This is a genomic window from Achromobacter sp. FW305-C-30-7 (assembly GCF_058783105.1).
Genome location: NZ_JBYSYI010000004.1, coordinates 566,874 through 588,086, shown reverse-complemented (window position 1 = coordinate 588,086; position 21,213 = coordinate 566,874). Strand labels below are relative to the sequence as shown.

17 protein-coding genes are annotated in these 21,213 nt (G+C 66.5%); 4 read left to right on the top strand and 13 right to left on the bottom strand.

The annotated features are described in order from the left end of the window. The first annotated feature begins 25 nt into the window (after positions 1-25). Positions 26-2,092, top strand: coding sequence for a M3 family metallopeptidase (locus AC3WOB_RS16575; RefSeq protein ID WP_492275639.1), 2,067 nt, complete (start codon positions 26-28; stop codon positions 2,090-2,092). A 55-nt stretch (positions 2,093-2,147) separates the two neighbouring features. On the opposite strand, the gene AC3WOB_RS16570 is transcribed toward AC3WOB_RS16575, so the two are convergent. Further along, positions 2,148-2,903: a class I SAM-dependent methyltransferase gene (locus AC3WOB_RS16570; protein ID WP_492275638.1), complete on the bottom strand. Its 756-nt coding sequence runs from the start codon at positions 2,901-2,903 to the stop codon at positions 2,148-2,150. A 247-nt stretch (positions 2,904-3,150) separates the two neighbouring features. Between AC3WOB_RS16570 and AC3WOB_RS16565 the strand changes: the two genes are divergently transcribed. Then, on the top strand, positions 3,151-3,765 hold the full coding sequence (locus tag AC3WOB_RS16565; RefSeq protein ID WP_492275637.1) for an SCO family protein: 615 nt from the start codon (positions 3,151-3,153) through the stop codon (positions 3,763-3,765). A 131-nt stretch (positions 3,766-3,896) separates the two neighbouring features. Further along, positions 3,897-4,148, top strand: coding sequence for a GlsB/YeaQ/YmgE family stress response membrane protein (locus tag AC3WOB_RS16560; protein ID WP_013393352.1), 252 nt, complete (start codon positions 3,897-3,899; stop codon positions 4,146-4,148). Positions 4,149-4,213: 65 nt separating this feature from the next. On the opposite strand, the gene adeC is transcribed toward AC3WOB_RS16560, so the two are convergent. Genes adeC through AC3WOB_RS16545 form a run of 3 tightly spaced genes read right to left on the bottom strand, consistent with a single transcriptional unit; the run spans position 4,214 to position 10,060 of the window. After that, complete coding sequence (gene adeC, locus AC3WOB_RS16555) at positions 4,214-5,683, bottom strand: AdeC/AdeK/OprM family multidrug efflux complex outer membrane factor (RefSeq protein WP_492275636.1); 1,470 nt, start codon at positions 5,681-5,683, stop codon at positions 4,214-4,216. Beyond that, positions 5,680-8,862 (bottom strand): efflux RND transporter permease subunit, encoded by a 3,183-nt coding sequence (locus AC3WOB_RS16550; RefSeq protein WP_492275635.1) that lies wholly within the window; start codon positions 8,860-8,862, stop codon positions 5,680-5,682. The genes adeC and AC3WOB_RS16550 overlap by 4 nt, the downstream gene beginning before the upstream one ends. A 13-nt stretch (positions 8,863-8,875) precedes the next feature. Next, the gene (locus tag AC3WOB_RS16545) at positions 8,876-10,060 is read right to left on the bottom strand and encodes an efflux RND transporter periplasmic adaptor subunit (RefSeq protein ID WP_492275674.1); all 1,185 of its coding nucleotides are present in this window, start codon (positions 10,058-10,060) and stop codon (positions 8,876-8,878) included. Positions 10,061-10,332: 272 nt separating this feature from the next. Here AC3WOB_RS16545 and AC3WOB_RS16540 point away from each other — a divergent pair, with 272 nt between their 5' ends. Continuing rightward, a complete protein-coding gene (locus tag AC3WOB_RS16540; protein WP_492275673.1) occupies positions 10,333-11,238 on the top strand; it encodes a LysR family transcriptional regulator in 906 nt (301 codons plus the stop codon). Between the two features lie 84 nt (positions 11,239-11,322). Here AC3WOB_RS16540 and AC3WOB_RS16535 read toward each other — a convergent pair whose 3' ends face one another. The 9 genes from AC3WOB_RS16535 to AC3WOB_RS16495 all read right to left on the bottom strand — a co-directional run bounded on the left by AC3WOB_RS16535 (position 11,323) and on the right by AC3WOB_RS16495 (position 20,998). Then, entirely contained in the window at positions 11,323-12,054 is a 732-nt protein-coding gene (locus AC3WOB_RS16535; RefSeq protein ID WP_013393347.1) for a pseudouridine synthase, read from the bottom strand. 37 nt (positions 12,055-12,091) lie between these two features. Next, positions 12,092-13,591, bottom strand: coding sequence for a M81 family metallopeptidase (locus AC3WOB_RS16530; protein WP_492275634.1), 1,500 nt, complete (start codon positions 13,589-13,591; stop codon positions 12,092-12,094). A gap of 33 nt (positions 13,592-13,624) precedes the next feature. Continuing rightward, on the bottom strand, positions 13,625-14,260 hold the full coding sequence (locus tag AC3WOB_RS16525) for an ANTAR domain-containing response regulator (protein WP_013393345.1): 636 nt from the start codon (positions 14,258-14,260) through the stop codon (positions 13,625-13,627). 2 nt (positions 14,261-14,262) lie between these two features. Continuing rightward, positions 14,263-15,426 carry a transporter substrate-binding domain-containing protein gene (locus AC3WOB_RS16520; protein ID WP_013393344.1) on the bottom strand — a complete coding sequence of 388 codons (1,164 nt, stop codon included), beginning with the start codon at positions 15,424-15,426 and terminating at the stop codon, positions 14,263-14,265. Positions 15,427-15,487: 61 nt separating this feature from the next. Next, positions 15,488-16,204: an ABC transporter ATP-binding protein gene (locus tag AC3WOB_RS16515; RefSeq protein ID WP_492275633.1), complete on the bottom strand. Its 717-nt coding sequence runs from the start codon at positions 16,202-16,204 to the stop codon at positions 15,488-15,490. Then, positions 16,201-18,021: an ABC transporter permease subunit gene (locus AC3WOB_RS16510; RefSeq protein WP_492275632.1), complete on the bottom strand. Its 1,821-nt coding sequence runs from the start codon at positions 18,019-18,021 to the stop codon at positions 16,201-16,203. The genes AC3WOB_RS16515 and AC3WOB_RS16510 overlap by 4 nt, the downstream gene beginning before the upstream one ends. Next, on the bottom strand, positions 18,014-18,847 hold the full coding sequence (locus tag AC3WOB_RS16505) for a branched-chain amino acid ABC transporter permease (RefSeq protein ID WP_492275631.1): 834 nt from the start codon (positions 18,845-18,847) through the stop codon (positions 18,014-18,016). The genes AC3WOB_RS16510 and AC3WOB_RS16505 overlap by 8 nt, the downstream gene beginning before the upstream one ends. 53 nt (positions 18,848-18,900) lie before the next feature. After that, positions 18,901-20,067: a substrate-binding protein gene (locus AC3WOB_RS16500; RefSeq protein WP_013393340.1), complete on the bottom strand. Its 1,167-nt coding sequence runs from the start codon at positions 20,065-20,067 to the stop codon at positions 18,901-18,903. Between the two features lie 40 nt (positions 20,068-20,107). Beyond that, complete coding sequence (locus tag AC3WOB_RS16495; protein WP_013393339.1) at positions 20,108-20,998, bottom strand: nitrilase family protein; 891 nt, start codon at positions 20,996-20,998, stop codon at positions 20,108-20,110. Positions 20,999-21,213 lie beyond the last annotated feature (215 nt).

The window sequence follows — 21,213 nt, the reverse complement described above, 5'->3', positions numbered from 1 at the left end:
TGTACTCATTCCTGCCGCTACCGCCATGTCCCAGAACCCCCTGCTCGCCCCTGTTTCCGACCTCGTCGACTATGCGGCCGTCAAGCCCGGACACATCGTGCCCGCGGTCGAGGAACTGCTGGGCATCGCCCGCCAGGCCGTGGACCGCGCCGCCGACGCGACGCTTGCACCCACCTGGGACGCCGTGGTGGAACCGCTGGATACCGCCTCGGAACGCCTGTGGCGCGCCTGGTCGGTGGCCGGCCACCTGAACGCCGTGGTCAATACGCCGGAGCTGCGCGAGGCCTATAACGCCGCCCTGCCCCTGGTGACCGAATTCTCGACCTGGGTCGGCCTGCACGAAGGCCTGTACAAGCAGTACCAGCGCCTGGCCGCCGCCCCCGATTTCGCGTCGTGGACGCCGGTGCGCCGCCGCATCGTGGAAATGGCCCTGCGCGACTTCCGCCTGAGCGGCGTGGAGCTGCAAGGCGCCGACCGCGAACGCTACGCCGCCATTTCCGACCGCGAGGCCCAGGCTTCGCAGAAGTTCTCCGAAAACGTGCTGGACTCGATCGACGCCTGGTCGCTGCTGGTCGACGATGAAGCCCGCCTGGCCGGCATCCCGGCCGACGTGCGCGCCGCGGCCCGCGCCGCCGCCGAGGAAGACGGCAAGCCGGGCTGGAAGCTCACGTTGAAGATGCCGTGCTACCTGCCCGTCATGCAGTACGCCCAGGACCGCACACTGCGCGAAGCGCTGTACCGCGGCTACGGCACCGTGGCGTCGGAACACGGCGACGGCAAGTTCGACAATTCGCCCCTGATCGAGGAACTGCTGGCCCTGCGCGCCGAAGAAGCCGGCCTGCTCGGCCTGGGCACCTTCGCCGCGCTGCGCCTGCAGACCCGCATGGCCCGCGACGCCCAGGAAGTCACCGTGTTCCTGCGCGACCTGGCCGCGCGCGCCAAGCCTTACGCCCAGCGCGACCTGGCGGAACTGAAGGCCTACGCCACCGGCGAACTGGGCCTGGACGACCTGCAGCCCTGGGACGTGGCCTACGCCTCCGAGCGCCTGCGCGAATCGCGCTACGCCTATTCCGAAGACGAGGTGAAGCAATACTTCACCGAACCGCGCGTACTGTCCGGCCTGTTCGAGGTCATCGAAACCTTGTTCGACGTGCGGCTGGCGGAAACGCCGGTGTCGTCCTGGCACGGCGACGTGCGCGGCGTGCGCGTGGAAAACCCCAAGGGCGAACTCATCGGCTATCTGTACCTGGACCTGTACGCCCGCGCCGGCAAGCAGAGCGGCGCCTGGGTCGACAGCGAACGCACGCGCCGCGTCGTGGCTGGCAAGGTGCAGACGCCCATCGCCTACCTGACCTGCAATTTCTCGCGCCCCAACGGCGACAAGGCAGCCGTCCTGACGCACGACGACGTCATCACGCTGTTCCATGAAACCGGCCATGCGCTGCACGCCCTGCTGTCCGAAGTGGACGAACCCGGCGCGGCGGCCTTCGCCAGCGTGGAATGGGACGCCATCGAACTGCCCTCGCAGTTCATGGAGAACTTCTGCTGGGAATGGGCAGTGGTGCAGAAGCTGTCCGCCCACGTCGACACGGGCGAGCCCCTGCCGCGCGCGCTCTACGACCGCCTGGTCGCCGCCCGCAACTACCAGAGCGGCATGCAGACCGTGCGCCAGATCGAGTTCGCGCTGTTCGACATGCTGATGCACGACCGCGCCCAGGGCGCCTCGATTGCCGAAGTGCTGGCCCTGCTGCAGGAAGTGCGCCAGGAAGTGGCCGTGCTGTTCCCGCCAGCCTGGCACCGCCTGCCGCATGCCTTCTCGCACCTGTTCGCGGGCGGTTACGGCGCGGGCTACTACAGCTACAAATGGGCGGAGGTGCTGTCGGCCGACGCCTACGAAGCCTTCGAGGAAGCGGCGGCGCGCCAGGCTGGCAACGCCCTGGGTACGCTGGATCCCGAAACCGGCGCGCGCTTCCGCCGCGAGGTGCTGGCCGTGGGCGGCTCGCGCGCGGCGGCTGAATCCTTTGCCGCCTTCCGCGGACGCGCCCCGCGCATCGACGCCCTGCTGCGCCACAGCGGCATGACGCCCGCCTGAGCGCCCGCGCGCATTGCACGACCCCAACGGCCCGCCCTGGCGGGCCGTTTTCTTTCTATCCGCCAGCGGTGTCGGCAACCGGCCGGCGCGCCGACATCACCAGCCAGCGGCCATGCACGGACTGGTCGGAGCCGGCCTGCTGCCAGTAGCGGCGGCTTTCCTCGTCTTGCGCCTGCCTGAGCCGGCGCCCGTAGTACAGCCGCGACGGCACGGCCAGCACATGCTCCACCATGCGCTTGGGCTTGTGCTCGTCCACATCGTGCAACGTGATGTCCGTAAAGCCGTAGTGCTTGAGCAGCAGGTGCAGCTGCGGAAAGCTCCAGGGGAAGTAGGTGATGTAGTCCTCGCCGCGCTGCCGCCCCACCATGGGCCGGAACCCGGAATGGAAGCCGCGCAGCAGGAACTGCAGGCGCGAACGGAAGTACCAGGTATTGGGCGTGGTGATGATCAGCGTGCCGCCCGGCCGCAGCGCGCGGTGGAAGCTCTGCATCAGCACGCCGGGATTGGTCAGCAGATGGATCGCTTCGCAGCAGACCACGGCGTCATAGGCAGTGGCCACCGTCAGCGGCGTTTCCAGGTCGTGCTCGCTTAGCTGGCGATAGCCGCCGCCAGCCTGCGGAAACTCCCACAGTCCCACGCCGTCGATATCGACCTGCCGGCCGCTGGCGGCGGGCAGCATGTCGCCCAGCCAGCCCAGTCCGCAGGGCGCGTCCAGCACCGAGTCCGCCAGGCGGCTGCGCAGGAGGTCGAGCACGACGGGGTAGTACGGGTAGTAGGGATAGCCCAAGGAATTCCTGACCGGCATGTCCATGTGTGGCGCCTCTGGATGCTGAAATCTGACACGGCCCTGAATGTAGCGGGAGCCAGACGTCGGATCAGGCGATTTCGCCACTTCCCAACAATAAACAGACAAAGCTTTACAAGTGGGCCAGGCGGTCGCGGCGCCATGGCTTGCGCCAGGACAAGGCGGTCCCAAATCCTCGCCCTCGCCACGCTCCGCCCCACCCGCGCCTTGCGGGTAGAATCAAAAGGTTTACCCCCTACCGGCCCTTGGACTCATGCGACACCTCATTTCCGGCCGCGCCCTGCGCAGCCTGCTGTTGACCCTGTGCGTGTTTCTCGCTGCCTGCGGCGACAGGAACGTCGACTGGACCCTGTACAACGTCAAGGGACACCTGCCCGACCTGAAGTTCTCGCTGCCCGGCGCGGGCGGCAAGACGATCAGCAGCGACGACCTGAAGGGCAAGACGGTGCTGCTGTTCTTCGGCTACGCCAGTTGCCCGGACGTCTGCCCCACCACCATGGCGCAGTTGACGGCCGTGCTGCAGAACCTGGGCGACAAGGCCCGCGATGTGCGCATCCTGTTCGTCAGCGTGGACCCGCACCGCGACACGCCGGACATCCTGCAGGCCTACGTCAACGCCTTCAACAACAACGCGATCGGCGTGACCGGCGATGAAAAGCAGATCGCGGACCTGGCGCGGCGCTACCGCGTGGCCTACCAGATCGAGAAGCCGCGTCCGGGCGACGACGCCGATATGTACGAAGTCACGCACAGCCGCGGCGTGTATATATTCGACAAAGATGGGAAGGCGCGATTGCTGGCTTCGGACACCGACAGCATAGAGGCCATGACCAAGGACGTGCGCCAACTGATCGATATGACGTCCTGAGCGTCGACGGGCATCGCGCGGCCGAATGTTGCCTGCGCGCGCCATACACCAGTTGTTACAGCCGCTGCGCGCGGGGCATGAGTATCATCTAGCCACACTGCCCCCTTTTACTTCCAGCAAGGAGTACGCGCATGAGCATCATCATCATGATCATCGTCGGGTTCGTCGTGGGCCTGATCGCCCGCGCCATCATGCCCGGAGACCAGAACATGGGGATCATCATGACCACCATCCTGGGTATCGTCGGCTCGGTCGTCGCCGGCTTCCTGGGCCAGTCCCTGGGCTGGTACGCCCCGGGCGAACCGGCAGGCTGGATCGGGTCGGTCGTCGGCGCGATCGTCGTGCTGTTCGTGGTGGGCCTGATCGCCAAGAAGCGCGCCTGACGCCCTGCTGGATCAGGAATGCAAACGGGCCGATCTTTCGATCGGCCCGTTTTTTTTGCCTGCCCTTACTGCTGCGGGGCTTGAGCGGTCACGGTGCGTTCTGTCCAGCCGCCGCCCAGCACCTTGTACAAGGTGACCAGGTTGGACAGCCTGGCCCGGCGCGTATCGACCAGGGCCTGCTGCGCGGTGTACAGCGAACGCTGCGAATCCAGCACGCTCAGGTAGTCGTCGATGCCTTGGCGGAAGCGCTGGTCCGAGGCGTCGTAGGCGCGCTGGTTGGCGGCCACCAGGAGCTGCTGTGCCTGGATCTGCTCGTCCAGCGTGCCGCGCCCGGCCAGGGCGTCGGCCACTTCACGGAAACCTGTCTGGATCGACTTCTCGTACTGCGCGACCTGGATGTTCTTCTGCACCTTGGCCAGATCCAGGCCGGCGAGCAGCGAGCCGCCCGCGAAGATCGGCACGGTGATCTGGGGCACGAAGCTCCAGGCGCCCGAACCGCCTTCGAACAGGCCGCCCAGGCTGGCGCTGGCGGTACCGGCCGAGCCCGTCAAGCTGATGGTCGGGAAGAACGCCGCGCGCGCCGCGCCGATGTTGGCGTTGGCGCCCTTCAACTGGTGCTCGGCCGCGCGGATGTCCGGGCGGCGGGCCAGCAAGTCCGACGGCAGGCCGGCGGGCAGCGTGGTCGGCAGCATGCCGTCGTCCAGCCTGACCGCGTTGTCCAGCGCCGCCGTCATCTCGGGCGACAGCGGCTGGCCCACCAGCAGGACCAGCGCATTGCGGTCCTGCGCGGCCTGGCGCGTGTACTGCGACAGGTTGCGCTCGGCGGTGCGCAGCGACACTTCCGCCTGGCTCAGGTCCAGCGACGTCGACAGGCCCTGGTCGTAGCTCTGCTGCGTGAGCTTGAAGGAATCTTGCTGGCTCTTGAGCGTCTCGCGCGTCAGGCTCAGCAGTTCCTGGTCGGCGCGCAGGGTCAGGTAGGCGTTGGCCACTTCGGCAATCAGCGTCAGCTGGGTCGCCGTGCGGGTTTCATCCAGCGCCAGATAGGATTCCAGCGCCTTGTCGCTCAGGCTGCGGATGCGCCCGAACAGGTCCAGTTCCCAGGCCGACATAGCGGCGCCGACCTGGTAGCTGTGGCTGGTGGTGGCGCGGCCGCTCGGGCTCAGGTCGGCCGGCGAACGCTGGGCCGATTCCTGGCCGGCGATGCCGACGCTGGGCATCAGGTCGGCGCGCTGGATGCGGTACTGGGCCCGCGCCGCTTCGACGTTCAAGGCCGCCACGCGCAGGTCGCGGTTGTTCGCCAGCGACTGTTCGATCAGCTGTTGCAGCAGCGGATCCGAACCGAAGAAATCGCGCCAGCCGATGTCGGCGGTCAGCAGGCCGCCCGCGTCGGCGGGCTGGGCCGCCTGGTAGGACGGACCCGTGGGATAGGCCGTGTCGACCGGCGCATCCGGCCGTTCGTAGGTGGGGGCCAGCGAGCAGCCCGCCAGGGCCGCCGCCAGGGAAACAGACAGCAAGGTTCTCATCGGGAATGTCATTGCGGTTGGCCCTCCGTCGAGACGCCCTGCGTGCCATGGGCACTGGTGTCGTGCTCGTCGACGTTTTCGCTCATGCGCTTGACCTTGAAGACGCGCAGCATGATTACGAAGAAGGCCGGAACGAAGAAGATGGCCAGGAAGGTGCCGGTCAGCATGCCGCCGATCACGCCCGTGCCGATGGCGTTCTGGCTGCCCGAACCCGCGCCCGACGAGATCGCCAGCGGCGTCACGCCCAGGATGAACGCCAGCGACGTCATCAGGATGGGGCGCAGGCGCTGCCGCGCGGCGTGGATGGCCGACTCCGTCAGGCTGGCGCCCTGCTCGTAGTGCTCCTTGGCGAACTCCACGATCAGGATGGCGTTCTTGGCCGCCAGGCCGATGGTAGTCAAGAGGCCCACCTGGAAGTACACGTCGTTGGACAGGCCCCGCATCATGGTGGCGAGCAAGGCCCCGATGATGCCCAGCGGCACCACCAGCATCACCGCCGACGGGATTGTCCAGCTTTCGTACAGCGCCGCCAGGCACAGGAACACCACGATCAGCGAAATGGCGTACAGCGCGGGCGCCTGGGCGCCGGACAGGCGCTCTTCGAACGACAGGCCGGTCCATTCAAAGCCCACACCCACCGGCAGCTTGGACGCCAGGTTCTCCATTTCCGCCATCGCCGCGCCCGAGCTGTAGCCCGGCGCCGCCTGGCCCTGGATGTTGTACGACGGCACGCCGTTGTAGCGGTTCAGCTTTTGCGGACCGTAGCTCCAGGTGGCCTTGGCGAACGCCGAGAACGGCACCATGTCGCCCGCCTTGTTGCGCACGTACCATTTGTTCAGGTCTTCCGGCAGCATGCGCGAGGAAGCCTCGCCTTGCGCGAACACCTTCTTCACGCGGCCGCGGTCGATGAAGTCGTTGACGTAGGACGAGCCCCAGGCCGTGGCCAGCGTGCTGTTGATGTCCGAGACCGCCACGCCCAGGGCGCGCGCCTTCTCGCGGTCGATGTCCAGCTGGTACTGCGGCGCGTCTTCGATGCCGTTGGGGCGCACGCCCTGCAGGACCGGGCTCTTGGCGGCTTCGCCCAGCAGCTGGTTGCGCGCGGCAAGCAGCTTCTCGTGGCCCACGCCGGCGCGGTCCATCAGTTGGAAGTCGAAGCCGGTGACGTTGCCCAGTTCCATCACGGACGGCGGCGGCACCACGAACAATTGCCCGCGGCGCTCCGTCTTGCGGAAGTGCGCGTTGGCGCGCTGCGCCACGGCGCCGGCCTTGAGGCGGGCGTCGCCGCGTTCTTCCCAGTCGCGCAGCTTGATGAACAGGATGGACGCGTTCTGGCCGCGGCCGCCGAAGTTGAAGCCGTTGACCGCGAACACCGAGGTGACGGCGTCCTTTTCCTCGGTCAGCAAGTACTTGGTGGCGTCGTCGATGACGGCCTTGGTGGCTTCCGCCGTGGCGCCGGCGGGCGTCTGGATCTGGGCGAACAGAATGCCCTGGTCCTCATCCGGCAGGAAGGCGGTCGGGATGCGGGTGAACATCCAGCCCATGGCAAGAACCAGCGCCAGATAGATCACCATCAGGCGCTTGCTGCGGTTCAGGCCGCGCGCGACGGTATTGGCGTAGCCGTTGCTGCTGCGCTCGAAGCTGCGGTTGAACCAGCCGAAAAAGCCCTTCTTGGCGCCATGATGGCCCTTGGGGATGGGCTTGAGCAGGGTCGCGCACAAGGCCGGCGTGAACACGATGGCCACGATCACGGACAGCACCATGGAGGACACGATGGTGATCGAGAACTGGCGATAGATCACGCCCGTGGACCCGCCGAAGAAGGCCATGGGAATGAACACGGCCGCCAGCACCATGGCGATGCCGATCAGGGCGCCGGTGATCTGCGACATGGACTTGCGGGTCGCCTGCTTGGGCGACAAGCCTTCTTCTGCCATCACCCGCTCGACGTTTTCCACCACCACGATGGCGTCGTCGACCAAGAGGCCGATGGCCAGCACCATGCCGAACATGGTCAGGGTATTGATGGAATAGCCGAACGCCGCGAGCACGCCAAACGTGCCCAGCAACACCACCGGCACGGCCAGCGTGGGAATGATGGTGGCGCGGAAGTTCTGCAGGAACAGGTACATCACCAGGAAGACCAGGATGATGGCCTCGATCAGCGTCTTGAACACTTCGTGGATCGACAGGCTGACGAACGGCGTGGTGTCGTACGGATAGACGACGTCCATGCCCGGCGGGAAGTACGGCTTCAAGTTGTTGATGGTGTCGCGCACCGCCTGCGCCGTGTCCAGCGCGTTGGCGCCCGGCGCCAGTTTGACCGCGAGGCCCGAGGCCGGCTTGCCGTTGTAGAAGCTGTCGATGGCGTAGGTCTGCCCGCCCAGCTCGATGGTGGACACATCGCCCAATCGCACTTGCGAACCGTCGGCGTTGACCTTGAGCAGGATGCGGCCGAAGTCTTCGGCCTTTTCCAGGCGCGACGGCCCGATGATGGTGGCGTTCAGTTGCTGGCCGCGCACGGACGGCAGGCCGCCGAGCTGGCCGGACGACACCTGCACGTTCTGTTCCTTGATCGCGGTCACCACGTCGACCGTGGTCAGGCCGTAGTTGACGAGCTTGGCCGGATCCAGCCAGATGCGCATCGCGTACTGCGAGCCGAACAGCTGGAAGTCGCCCACGCCCTGCGTGCGGCTGATGGGGTCCTGGACGTAGGAGGCGACGTAGTCGGCCAGGTCGTCCTTGGTCATCGAGCCGTCGGTGGACACGAAGCCCGCCACGATCAGGAAGTTCTTGGTGGCCTTGGTGACACGGATGCCCTGCTGCTGCACTTCCTGCGGCAAGAGCGGCTGGGCCAGCGCAAGCTTGTTCTGCACCTGGACCTGCGCGGTATCAGGGTTGGTGCCCTGGGAGAAAGTCAGGGTGATGGACATGCTGCCGTCGGAGTTGCTTTCCGACGAGATGTACTGCAGACCGTCCAGGCCGTTCATCTGCTGCTCGATCACCTGCACCACGGTGTCCTGCACGGTCTGCGCGGACGCGCCCGGGTAGGTCACCGCGATGCCGATGGCCGGCGGCGCGATGTTGGGATACTGGGAGACCGGCAGCTTCAGGATGGACAGCGCGCCGGCCATCATCAGCACAATCGCGATCACCCATGCGAAGACCGGTCTATCGATAAAAAACTTTGCCATGCAAGGCTCCTGACTACTGCTGCTTGGCCGCCGCGGCGGCTGCTTGCGGCTGCTGCGCCGGCTGTGCGGCGGCGCTGGCTTCGGTGGCGACCACTTCAGCCCCCGGGCGCACCATCTGCAAGCCTTCCACGATGACCTTTTCGCCGGCGGCCAGGCCGTCGGTGACCAACCACTTGTCGCCGATGGCGCGGTCGGTCTTCAGTTCACGCAATTCGACCTGGTTCTTGGCGTTGACCACCAGCGCCGTCGGAATGCCGCGCTGGTTGCGCGTCACGCCGCGTTGCGGCACCAGCAGACCGTCGGCGGCCACGCCGTCGGCCAGGCGGGCGCGCACGAACATGCCCGGCAGCAGGCGGCGGTCCGGGTTGGCGAACACCGCGCGCAAGGTCACCGAGCCCGTGCCCTGGTCCACCGTGACTTCCGAGAACTGCAGCTTGCCCGGCTGGCTGTACTGCGACCCGTCTTCCAGGGTCAGCGTCACCAGCGCGGCCTGCTCGCCATCGGCCTTCTTCAACTGGCCGCTGGCCAGCGCGTTCTGTAGGCGCAGCAGTTGGACAGTGGATTGGGTCACGTCGACGTAGATGGGATCGATCTGTTGCACCGCAGCCAAAGCCGTGGTCTGGTTGGCCGTCACCAGCGCGCCTTCGGTCACCGCGGAACGGCCGATGATGCCGTCGATGGGCGACAGCACCTTGGTGTAGACCAGGTTGATGCGCGCCGTGTCCAACGCCGCCTTGGCCGACAGCACGTCGGCAGCCGCCTGGTCGCGCGCGGCGACGGCGTTGTCGTAGGTTTGCTGGCTGACCGCGCGGGTGGCGACCAGCGGCTTGTAACGCTCGGCCAGCAGCGCAGCGGTCTTCTGCTGCGCCTGGGCGCGCGCCAAGGCTGCCTTCTGGCTGTCCAGGCTGGCCTGGTAGAGGGCGGGATCGATCTGGTAGAGCTGCTGGCCCGCCTTGACCTCGCCGCCTTCCGTAAAGAGGCGCTTCTGGACGATGCCGTTGACCTGGGGACGCACTTCGGCCACACGGAATGGCGAGGTGCGGCCGGGCAGTTCGGTGGTCAGCGAAACGGGCTGCGTGGCGAGCGTCACGACCGTTACCTGGGGTTTGCCCGCCTGGGGAGCGTCTTGCTTCTTGCCGCAAGCGGCCAGCGTGAGAGCCGATGCCGTCAGCGTGACGACCGCAGCGCTGCGCCACATAGCGCTTTTCTTATCCATAGATTGCATTCCCGATTTCAACAAAAAAAAAGCCCGCCCCGGATCGCATGTTTGCGTTCCGCGCGCATCGATTGGGTGGATTTGCCTCGAACACGCAGGCTGGGCTTTGTCGCATTGCTGCATTGCAGAACTCGCATTCTGCGTTATCCCGCCCCAGAAACAAAGAGGCATGTAGAGAAAACATCATTCCAATTATGGGACAATGGCTTCACCGTTGAATATGACAGAATTCCGCCATGAAACGATTGCAAGGCATGGAACTTTTCGTCGAAGTCGCCAAGACGCGCAGCTTCAGCCGCGCCGCCGCGGTGCTCGGCGTGCCGAAATCGACGCTGTCCCGCCAGGTGGCCGAACTGGAGCGCTCCGTTGGCCTGCGGCTGCTCAGCCGCACCACCCGCAAGGTCGAACTGACCGACGCCGGCCGGCTGTACTTCGATCGCTGCCAGCGCATCGTGGCCGAGGCGCAGATCGCCCATGAGGAACTGCAGAAGCTGGTCGATACGCCGGCCGGGCCGCTGCGGGTCAACATGCCCGCGGATTTCGGCACGGACTTCCTGGCTGAATCGTTCATGGAATTTTCCCGCCGCTACCCCGACGTCACGTTTTTCCTGGACCTGGCCAATCCGGACCACGCGCAGCGCGTGTTCCAAACCTGCGATATTTCGATCGAAATCGGCGAACTGCCCGATTCGTCACAGATTGCGAGGCTCCTGGGCATGCTGCCGGCCCATTTGTACGCCACGCGCGAATACCTGGAGAAGCACGGCGAACCGCGACACCCAAGCGACTTGACCCGCCACGAGTGCATAGAGTTCCGCGCCAAGGGCGCCGGACAGGTGACCCGCTGGCCCTTGACCGATGGCCACCAACACATCGACTTCACGCCAGGCAACCGCTTTTCCGTCAACGGCGTCGCCATGGCCCGCCGCTTGGCATTGCTGGGCGCCGGTATCGTGGTCCTGCTGGGCGGCCAGTCGGCCGAACAGCATTCCGGCCAGTTGCAGCGTGTGCTGCCCGACTGGCAACTGGGGCCGTTCCCGGTCTACGCGGTAACGGAGACGCGGCTGCTGCCCGCCAAGACCAGGATCTTCATCGAATTCCTGATGGAGCGCCTGGGGGATAGCGGGCAGGCGAAGAATACTCCTGCTTTCATGCAATAAGCCCGCGTCGGAAACAGACTGAAAAATTTAGGACCGCCGACAACACCTGTCGGCGAATCAGGACAATCAAACGCCGGAAAGCGCCTAGAAGCGCTCGTCCTCGCGCAGATAGCGCCACTGCCCCAGCGGCAGGTCGCCTAGCGACACCCGCCCGATGCGCACACGCTTCAGGCCTATCACCTTCAGGCCGACCAGCTCGCACATGCGGCGGATCTGGCGCTTCTTGCCTTCGCGCAGCACGAAACGCAGCTGGTCGCTGTTCTGCCAACGCACCTGGGCTGGCTTGAGCGCCTTGCCGTCCAGGGACAGGCCGTGGTTCAGCAGCGCCAGCCCGTTGTCGGACAGATTTCCCTGCACCCGCACCAGGTATTCCTTGTCCACGCTGGAGTCTTCGCCGATCAGGTGCTTGGCGATGCGGCCGTCCTGGGTCAGCACCAACAGGCCTTGCGAGTCGATGTCCAGGCGGCCGGCCACGGCCAGCCCGTCCAGGTGCGCCCGCTCGAAACGCTGCGGCGCGCGGTCGCCGGCATAGCGGGAGCGGGAGTCGATCAGGGCCACGGCGGGCGTGTAGCCTTTTTCGGCCTGGCCCGACACGTAGCCCACGGGCTTGTTGATCAGGATGGTGACGCGCGAGGTCTGGCGCGCCTGCGCGGCGCGCTCCAGGGTGATGACCTGGTCAGGGTAGGCCCGGGCGCCCAGTTCGGACACCACCACGCCGTCGACCCGCACCCAGCCGCGCTCGATATAGGTGTCGGCCTCGCGGCGCGAACACAGGCCACGCTCGGACATGAGCTTGGAGATACGTACTTTTTCCATGGCCGGTATTGTATGCGGACGCCATGCGGCCCCTGCCTCAGGCCGCGGGATCGTAATCCGAAGGCGCCATGGGCTCCAGCGGATGGAGCGGCCGGCCGCGCCGCTGGTAAGGAAACAGCGCGAAATCCGAGCTGGTGACGCCCGCGCTGGCGCATTCCACCAGCGCCTGGGAGATGGGTTCGAATACCGGCCGGCAATACATGCGCGACTTCACCAGCACAAAGCGGGCCTGGCGCGGATCCAGCCCCATGCTCTCGAACACGCCCAGGTCCCAGGGTTCGTGGGTTCTCTCGGTGATCACCAATTGCGCGGCGCCGATATCCAGCACCGCGCTGCGGCCCATGCATGCCGTCTGCCCCGTGTAGGTCGGGCCGGTAATGACATATTCGCCATCGGTCACGGCCCGAACCACCCCGCGCAGCAGCACGGGCGCCGCCGGGCGGCCAATGGCGGGAATCGGCCGCTTGTTGCCCACTGGCAGCTCGACTTCGCTGCCCTCTCCCGCCGCGGCCAGCGCCTGGACGGCTTCGGGATCGCAGTACAGCCCCGCGATGATGCCTGTCAGGCCCGCGGCGATTGCCGCCATCAGCGCCTCCATGGTGTCGCAGGTGCCGCCGGACATGCAATTGTCGCCATGGTCCAGCAGGAGCACGGGCTTATCGGCGCCACGGGCCAGTTCGGCTGCGCGGGCCAGTGACTCGCCCAGGGGCTCGCTGTCGTAGAAGTAACCGTCGCGCTCGGCCCAGATGGTCTCCGCCATCTCGCTTGCGACCCGTTCCGCCTGCTCTTGCCCTCCCGAGCCCACCACGACCACGCTCAGGCACGGATTGGGAATGTCGGCCAGGGCGAAGCCCGCCAGCACGGAGACGCCCAGCGCCCCGTCCGCTTCCGCCCGCCGGGCGGCCTGCACCGCATTGCGCATGGCTCCCTGGGCAGTGGCGCTGCGCAGCGTATGCGTCATCAGCGGCAACCGCCGCCACGCCATGACCGGGCGCGGGCCGCCGTTGAGCCAGTCATACAGGATGCGCCCGGCGTGCTCGCCGGTCTCGTACATGTCCACGTGCGGATAGGTCTTGAAGCTGACGATCACGTCGGCGTTGGCCATCATCTTGGCTGTGACGTTGCCGTGCAGGTCCAGCGCCACCGCGATGGGCACATCCGGCGTGCGCCGCCGCAGGCGTTCCAGCAGGTCGCCTTCCCCATCGTCGGTGGTCTCGGCCACCATCGCGCCATGCAGATCAAGCAGGATGGCGCCACAGCCCTGCGCGCCGGCGACGATGGCGTCGCACAGCTGGCTATAGGCCTCCGCCGACACCCGGCCGCTGGGATAAGCGGTGGCGGACACCGGCGTGACCACGGTCGCGCCGTTGGCCTCGGCGATATCGATGAAGGCCGACATGGCCGTGCGCTTGCCCTTGTTTTCCGCGTAGGCCTGGGCGCCGAAAGCGGGACCGTCATTGCCGAACGCGGACAGCGGCGTGGGCACCGGCGAGAACGTATTGGTTTCGTGGTTCAGGCGGGCGATCATGACCTTCATTGTCCGGCTCCTCGGCATGCGCATTCAGTGCGTTCAGTTGTTCTGGGGCGGTCCTGGGCGCAAGGCCCCCAGGCCGAGTTTTTCCATGGCCTCGCTGGCCTCGATGATCATCGCGGCCACTTCCGCCACGCTCACGCGCAGGCCCGTCGCCCGGGTCCGCATGTGCTCATAGGCCGCGCGCTCGTCCAGGCGCTGGTGGTCCATCAGCACGCGGATCGCCTTTTCGACGACGCGCCGCGCCTTGATCGTGTTTTCCAGCTTGTTGATCTTGGACTGCTGGCGGCCCTGGAACTGCTTGGCCGAGCGCGCCAGCACCAGCGTGCTGAGCACGCCCGCCGAGCGGAACGGCCGTGTCAGCACGCCATGCGCGTTGGTCTTGAGCAGCTGCTTCAAAGTGGTCGGGGTTTCGTACTCGGACAAGGCGATCAGCGTGGCCTCGACCTCGCTGGCGGTCCAGGCGGCGCTGTTGCGGCCGCACTGCGACACCTGGAAGAAGATGACGTCCACCCCGGCGGGCGGCCCATCCGGAAACGGCCAGTGCAAATGGATGCGGCAACCGATGCGCTTGAGTTGCTCGACCAGCAGGTCGCGGTCCTCGCCCGGCGGATACACCACGGCGACGGCCACACTGCGCAAGTCCTCATAGAGGCGGCGTAGGCTATGGTCCATGGCTATTTCAACCAAAACTCGTCCAGCCCGAATGCGGTGAGGTACGGGTCTGGCTTCACCGGCTCGTCGCTTTCCCAGACGATGTCAAAGCGCCCGTCCTCCCGGCACACGCCGATGCGCGGCGTCAGCACGCTGTGATTGTTCTCCGCCAGCACGGACATCTGCCCGTCTGGCGCGTCGAACTGCACCTGGTGCACCGCCTGCACCAGCTTGCGGGTGTCCATGCTGCCCACGCGCTGCAAGGCGCGCGCAAACAGGTGCATCTGGCTATAGCAGGTCTCTGCATAGACGCTGGCGGGATGGTCACCGAAGCGCTCGCGCCAGCGAGCCAGGAAATGCGCGTTGGCCGGCGTGTCCACCGTGTTGAAGTAAGTCGCCGCGGTGATATGGCCAACGCAGCGCTGCGGCCCGATCTCCGCCACCTCCGATTCCGCCATCGTCAGGCTGGCGATGGGGATATGCGAGGCTGCCGTGCCCTCTGCCTGGCAGGCCTCGTGGTAGCGCTGGTAGAAGCGCTGCGCATCGGCGCCGATCAGCGTGGAAAACACCACGTCGGGCTGGATGCGGCGGATGTCCGCAACCACATCGTTGATCTCGCTGTCATCGCAGCCCAACGGCAGATAGGTTTCGTCCAGGATCTCGCCGCCGTGTTCCTCGACGGTTTCGCGCATGATGCGGTTGGTCTCGCGCGGATAGATGTAGTCCGCGCCCACCAGGAAGATGCGCGAACCGCAGTTCTGGATCAGGTAGGCCGCCAACTGCATGCTGCCCTGGTTGGGCGCCGCGCCGGTGTAGATGACGTTGGGCGAGTATTCGAAGCCTTCGTACACCGAGCCGTACCACAGCAGGGAATTGCTGCGCTCCACCACCGGCAGCATGGCCTTGCGGCAGTGCGAAGTGCAGCCGCCGAAGATGACGCTGACTTCATCGTCCAGCAGCAGGCGCGCCGCCAGGCGGCGGTATTCCTCGGCGTCGCTGCGCGGGTCGTAGGCCACTGGCGCCAACGGCCGGCCTAGCACGCCGCCCAGTTCGTTGATTTCTTCCACCGCCAGCACCGTGCCGAAGAAATGCTGCGATTCCGTGGTGCCGGTGACGCCGCTGCGCGAATACAGCACGCCGATGCGCCAGCCCGGCCGCTCCGCGTCCTTGTCCTGGGGCGTAGTCATGATGGAATCCTTGTACGGATACTGCGCGCGTGCGTCATGGTGAATTCGGGCCGGATGGCGTTCATACTTTGAGATGAGCAATGATATTGCCCGCCGCCTCGGACGCGCCAGCCTCGCCTTCGTCGACGATGCTGCCCTGCTTGAGCACCAGGTAGCGGTCGGCCACGTCCAGGGCGAATGCCACGTTCTGCTCCACGATGAACATCGTCGTGCCGTGCCGTTCACGCTCCCAGTTCAGCGCGCGACCCAGGCGCTCGATCACCGAGGGCTGCAGCCCTTCCGTGATCTCGTCCAGCAGCAAGAGCGCGGGCCGCTGCATCAGCCCGCGCGCCACCAGCAGCATTTTCTGCTCTCCGCCCGACAGGGTGCCGGCGTGCTGGCGCAAGCGGGTCGTGAATACCGGAAACAGCTCGGCGATCTCGGCAAAGCGTTCATCGAAGAGCTGCTCGCGCGGCAGGCCCAGGCGCAGGTTGTCGCGGATGCTAAGGTCGGGAAACAGCGGCTGCTCCTGGGCCGCGTAGGCCACGCCGCAACGCGCCACTTCGTGCGGCCGCAGCCGGGTCGCGTCCACCCCGCCCACGCTGACGCGGCCCCGCTGCTTGGGCAAATAGCCCATGACCGTCTTGAGCAAGGTGCTCTTGCCCATGCCGTTCTTCCCCAGCAGGGCCACGCACGTGCCGCGCTCGACCGCAAGCGACACGTCGTGCAGCACCATGGCCCTTTTGTAGCCGCTGGACACCTCTTCCAGGCGCAACGCCGGCGCCGCGATGGTCGTCATTGCCCTGCTCCTTGCGCGGCCTGCGCGCTGCCGGCGTAGATGGTGCGCACCAGTTCGGATTCCACGACCTCGCGGAATCCGCCGTCCATGACGATGCGGCCCTGGTGCAGGACCACGATGCGTGTCGCGATTTCCTTGACGAAATCCAGGTCGTGCTCCACCAGCAGGCAGCACAGGCCGTAACGGTGCGCCAGCGACGACAGCACGTGGCCTATCTGCAGGCGCTCGGCCTTGCTCAGCCCGGCAGTGGGTTCGTCCAGCAGCACGATGCCCGGCTCCAGCGCCAGCACCATCGCCAGTTCCAGCGCCTGCTGCTGCCCGTGCGACAGGTCGCGCGCCACGCTGTCCAGGCACTGGTCCAGGCCCGTCACGCGCAGCGTTTCCAACGCATAGGGCGGCAGCTCCAGCGTGGGCGCGCGGCGCCACCACGACGGCGTCTCGCGCAGCGTGGTGGCGATGCGCAGGCTTTCGGCCACGGTCAGCGTGTCGAACACATTGGCATTCTGGAACTTGCGGCCCAGCCCATGGCGCACGCATTGCTCAGGGCCATCGCGTCGCACCTCGTGGCCATAGAGTTCCAGCCTGCCCTGGGACCGTTCGGCGCCGTCCGCGATGCAGCGCATCAGCGTGGTCTTGCCGGCGCCGTTGGGGCCGATCAGCCCGACCAGTTCGCCACCGCTGGCTTGCAGGTCTATGCCTTCCAGCACCTTGAGGCTGCCGAAGTGCTTGGACACACCCGTCAGACTCAAGGCGCGGGCCGAGCCGCCCGCTTGCCGGGGCGGCACGACCCGTTCGCCCAGTACGGGCGCGGCCGCCTTCGCTGCCCGTCCGCGCCAGGGCGCCGTCAGCAGGGGCAGGAGCCCGCGCGGCAACAACAGGATCACCAGGACGAAGGTCACGCCCAGCAGCAGTTGCCAGACGAACGGCATGTTGCCGCTGAGATAAGAACCCGCGACATTGATGAGGATGGCGCCCAGCACCGGCCCCCAGATGGTGCCGCGTCCGCCCAGCGCCACCCAGATGATCAGTTCCGTGCCGAAGACGAAGCCCGTGAGCTCGGGCGCTACCACGCCGCTGAACGCGCCGTAGCCAAAGCCCGCCAGGCCGGCCACCGCGCCGCAGGCCACCAGCAGTGCAATGCGCCAGTGCGCGGTGTTCAATCCCAGATAGCTGCAGCGCGCCTCGTTGTCGCGCAGCGCCACCAGAATACGGCCGCCATCGCTGCGCACCACCACCCAGGCCAGCAGCGCCACCACAGACAGGCCGCCCGCCGCGATCACATACCAGGCCTCCAGGGACAGGTCGAAGGTCTCGTAGCCGGTCAGGCCAGACGACGATCCGGTAAAGGTCCCGCCAGATAGCACCAACTGCATCAGCACGATAGGCAGCACCAGCGAGATCACCGTGGCGAAGAACGGCGAAGCGCCGCGGTAGAACGACAGCCAGCCGGTCACCAGCGCCAGCAGCGCCGCGGCACCCACGGCCGCCAGGGCGGCCAGCGCCGCTATCGCTGGCGAGAATCCGTAGTGCGTAAAGGCCAGACCCGCGGCATAGGCCCCCACGCCGAAAAAGGCGGATTGGCCGAAGGTCAGGTAGCCGGTGTAGCCCCACAACACGTCCACGGTCACCGCCGCCACGGCAAAGAACAGCGCCTTGATCAGCACGTTCAGCATGTAAGTATCGAACAGCCAGGGACCCGCCGCCGTCAGGACCAGGCACAGCCCGGCCAGGCCCAGCAGGCTGCGGCTGCGCGAGGTCCGCGCCGAATCGGCGGCGCCGCCGGCCAGCGTCTGTTGAGTCAATGCGCGATCAGTCATGGGCGAATCCTTGGGGACGCAGGCGCAGCGTCAGCGCGGCCAGCACGGCGATGGTGACGCCGCCCAGGATCGGGCTGACGTAGACGCTCACTAGCACCTGGCAAGCGCCATAGACCAGGCAGGTCAACAGCAGCGCGGTAATCGAATGACCCGACACCATCACCAGCATGAAGGCGCTGACCAGCCAGGGCAATCCCATGTTCGGATCGACGCTGGACAAGGGCGTGATCAGCGCGCCGGCCAGCGCGCCCAGCCCAGCGCCCAGGCCGAAAGTGGTGAAGCGGATGCGCTCGGCGTTGATGCCCAGGCCGCGCGCCAGGTCCTCGTTCATGATCACCGCCCGCGTCCGCACGCCGAAGCGCGTGCCGCTGAGCAGCAGCGTCATCGCGGCATATATCAGCAGCGCCGCCGGCAACAGGAATAGCCGGTACGCCGAGTACTCGATCCCCAGGAAGGACACGGCGCCATGGATGGGCGAATCCGCGAACTTCACTTCGCGCCCGAACGCCATGGTGATGAGCTGGCCGATCACGATGCCCAGCCCCCAGGTCGCCAGGATGGCATCCAGCGGCCGCTTGTACAGCGGCTGCACGATCAGGCGCTCCACGCCCATACCCACCAGCACGCCCACCGCCAGGGCGAACGGCAGCGCCAGCCAGGGATTCAGCCCCAGCTGCGTCACCACCAGGCTGGCATAACTGCCCAGGGTGAGAATCGCGCCATGCGCGAAGTTGACGATCTTCATCACGCCAAAGATGATCATCAGCCCGGCCGTCACGATGAACAGCATGGCGGCCGTGCTCAGGATGTCCAGCAGCAAACCCATATCGGTCTCCGGCGCCGCCGGCATGGCCGGCGGCGCGTGTCATGACGCAATCGTCACTTCAAGTCGGGGCATTGCGCGCCCGGATCGACTTTGTCGAAGGTCTGCAGGATCTTGATGGAGCCGTCCTGCTGCACCTGGCCCAGGCGCATGGTCAACGCCGCGTGGCGCTGGCGGTCCATCGTCACAGGGCCGCGCGGGCCGTCGAACGTGACCGCGCTCAGCGCCTGCACCACCTTGGGCGCATCGGTGCCGCCGGCCTTTTCGACCGCCGCCTTGTACAGGTAGAAGGCTTCATACTGCGGCGCGGAGAATTCGTTGGCGGTCTTGGCGTCGTTGCCGAACTTCGCCTTCAGGCCGTCCAGGAATTTTCGGTTCTGCGGCGTGTCGATGCTGGTCAGATACGAGGCCGACATGTACATGCCCACCGCCGTATCGCCCATGGTCTTGGCGGTACCCTCGTCGATCGCCAGGTTGCCGTAGGGCATGGACAGGCCCGCCGCCTTGACCTGCTTGGCCAGGCTGACATTGGGGCCGCCGCCGGCTGTCGAACTGATCAGCGCGTCCGGGTTGGCTGAGCGTATCTTGGACACCACCGGCGTCCAGTCGGAGCCGTCGATCGGCAGGTACTCCTCGCCCACCACGCGCCCGCCCTGCTTTTCGATGTATTCCCGCGTGAACTTGAGCATGCCGCGGCCGAAGGCATAGTCGCTGCCGACCAGGAAGAAGGTCTTGGCCTTGCGGTCCTGCATGAAGTGATCGACCACCGGCGCCACCTGCTGCTCGGGCACCCAGCCGTTCACGTGCAGCCAGCGGTTGCAGGAGCGCCCTTCGTAGAACGAGGTGTAGATATAGGGCACCTTGCCGCGCGACACGATGGGCAGCGCGGCATTGCGCGCCGCGCTGGTTTCCATGGCGATGATGGCGTCGACCTTCTTCTGGAACACCAGCGTGTCGTAGGCCTTCTGCGCGCCGACCGCGCCCGAGGCGTCGTCGGCAATCTCCAGCACGATCTGGCGGCCCAGGATGCCGCCAGCCGCGTTGATCTCGTCGGCGGCCAGTTGCGAGGCCTGCACCACGCCAGGCGCGACCACACTGTTGGCGCCGGACAGACCGACCGGCACGCCGATGCGCAGCGGTTCCGCGGCATGGACGCCGCCCGCGGCGGTAAGCAGTGCGATAAACGACAGGCGAATGCGGCAGCTATTGAATAGGCTCTTCATGGGTTTTCTCCTTGGGGGGGAAACGGCCGGGGACCGTCGCTTAGCGTTGCCGCGGATTTGCGGCGGCGCCCAACTGCTCGTCATAGATATCGCGGCGCCTGTCGCGCAGCACGTGGTTGAAATCGTTCAATTGGCGCGCCCGGCGCGAGGCCGGCACGTCTATGGGCGCCAGCAGCACCTCTTCCTGATCGATGCTGGCCGGTCCTGCCGCCATCCAGCCCTGCGAACCCACGATCAGGCTGCGACCCACGAAGGGCTGGCCGCGCTCGGTGCCGACACGGTCGGCGCAAACCACCGTCAGACCGTTGCTGTGGGCGCCGCTCATGGTCAGCGCGTGGGCCATGACGGGTCCGTCGCGCGTCTGTCCCGGCATCGGCACCCAATTGGTCGGCACCGCTACGATGTCCGCGCCGCGCACCGCCAGCAGCCGGTAGACCTCGGGAAACCAGCCGTCGTAGCAAATGGCCACGCCGATGCGGCCCAGCTCGGTGTCGAACAGCGGCAAGCCCAGGTCTCCGGCCTCGAAGTACAGGTTCTCATCGCCCCACAGATGCAGCTTGCGGTAGGTGCCCAGATAGCCCTCCGGCCCCGCGATCAGCGCGGAGTTGTAGAGTCGCCCGCCCGCGCGCTCGGCGATGCCCGCCACCAGATAGATGCCCAGACGCTGCGCCAACGCGATCCATGCCTGCGAGCTGGGGCCTTCCGGGACCGCTTCGGCCAAGGCATGGGCTTCCTCGCGGCTTTCGAACATGTAGCCCGTATTGGCCAGTTCCGGCAGTACCACCAGCCGCGCGCCCTGGGCCACGGCCAGCTCCACCAGTTCGACGGAACGGGCGATGTTGGCGGCGACTTCGCCAATCGCGGGCTCCATCTGCACGCTGGCCACCCAGGTCACGGAGGCGGGGGAACGTTGCGGATCCGACGCTTGCATGCGAACTCCATATTCAGAAATTGAAAACGAAAAAGCCCCCGACCACGCATTGCGTGCAAGTCGGGGGCTTCTATAGCCAAGACTGTATGTTCAGGCAGCAATCATTGCTGCGGGGTACTGCGAGCCGTTCTGGTCAATGTTGACCGTGTGCGAATGATAGGGAGACGCGGGTTCCTGGGACAATAAGTGCTTTCCCGGACGACGGACAGGCCCGC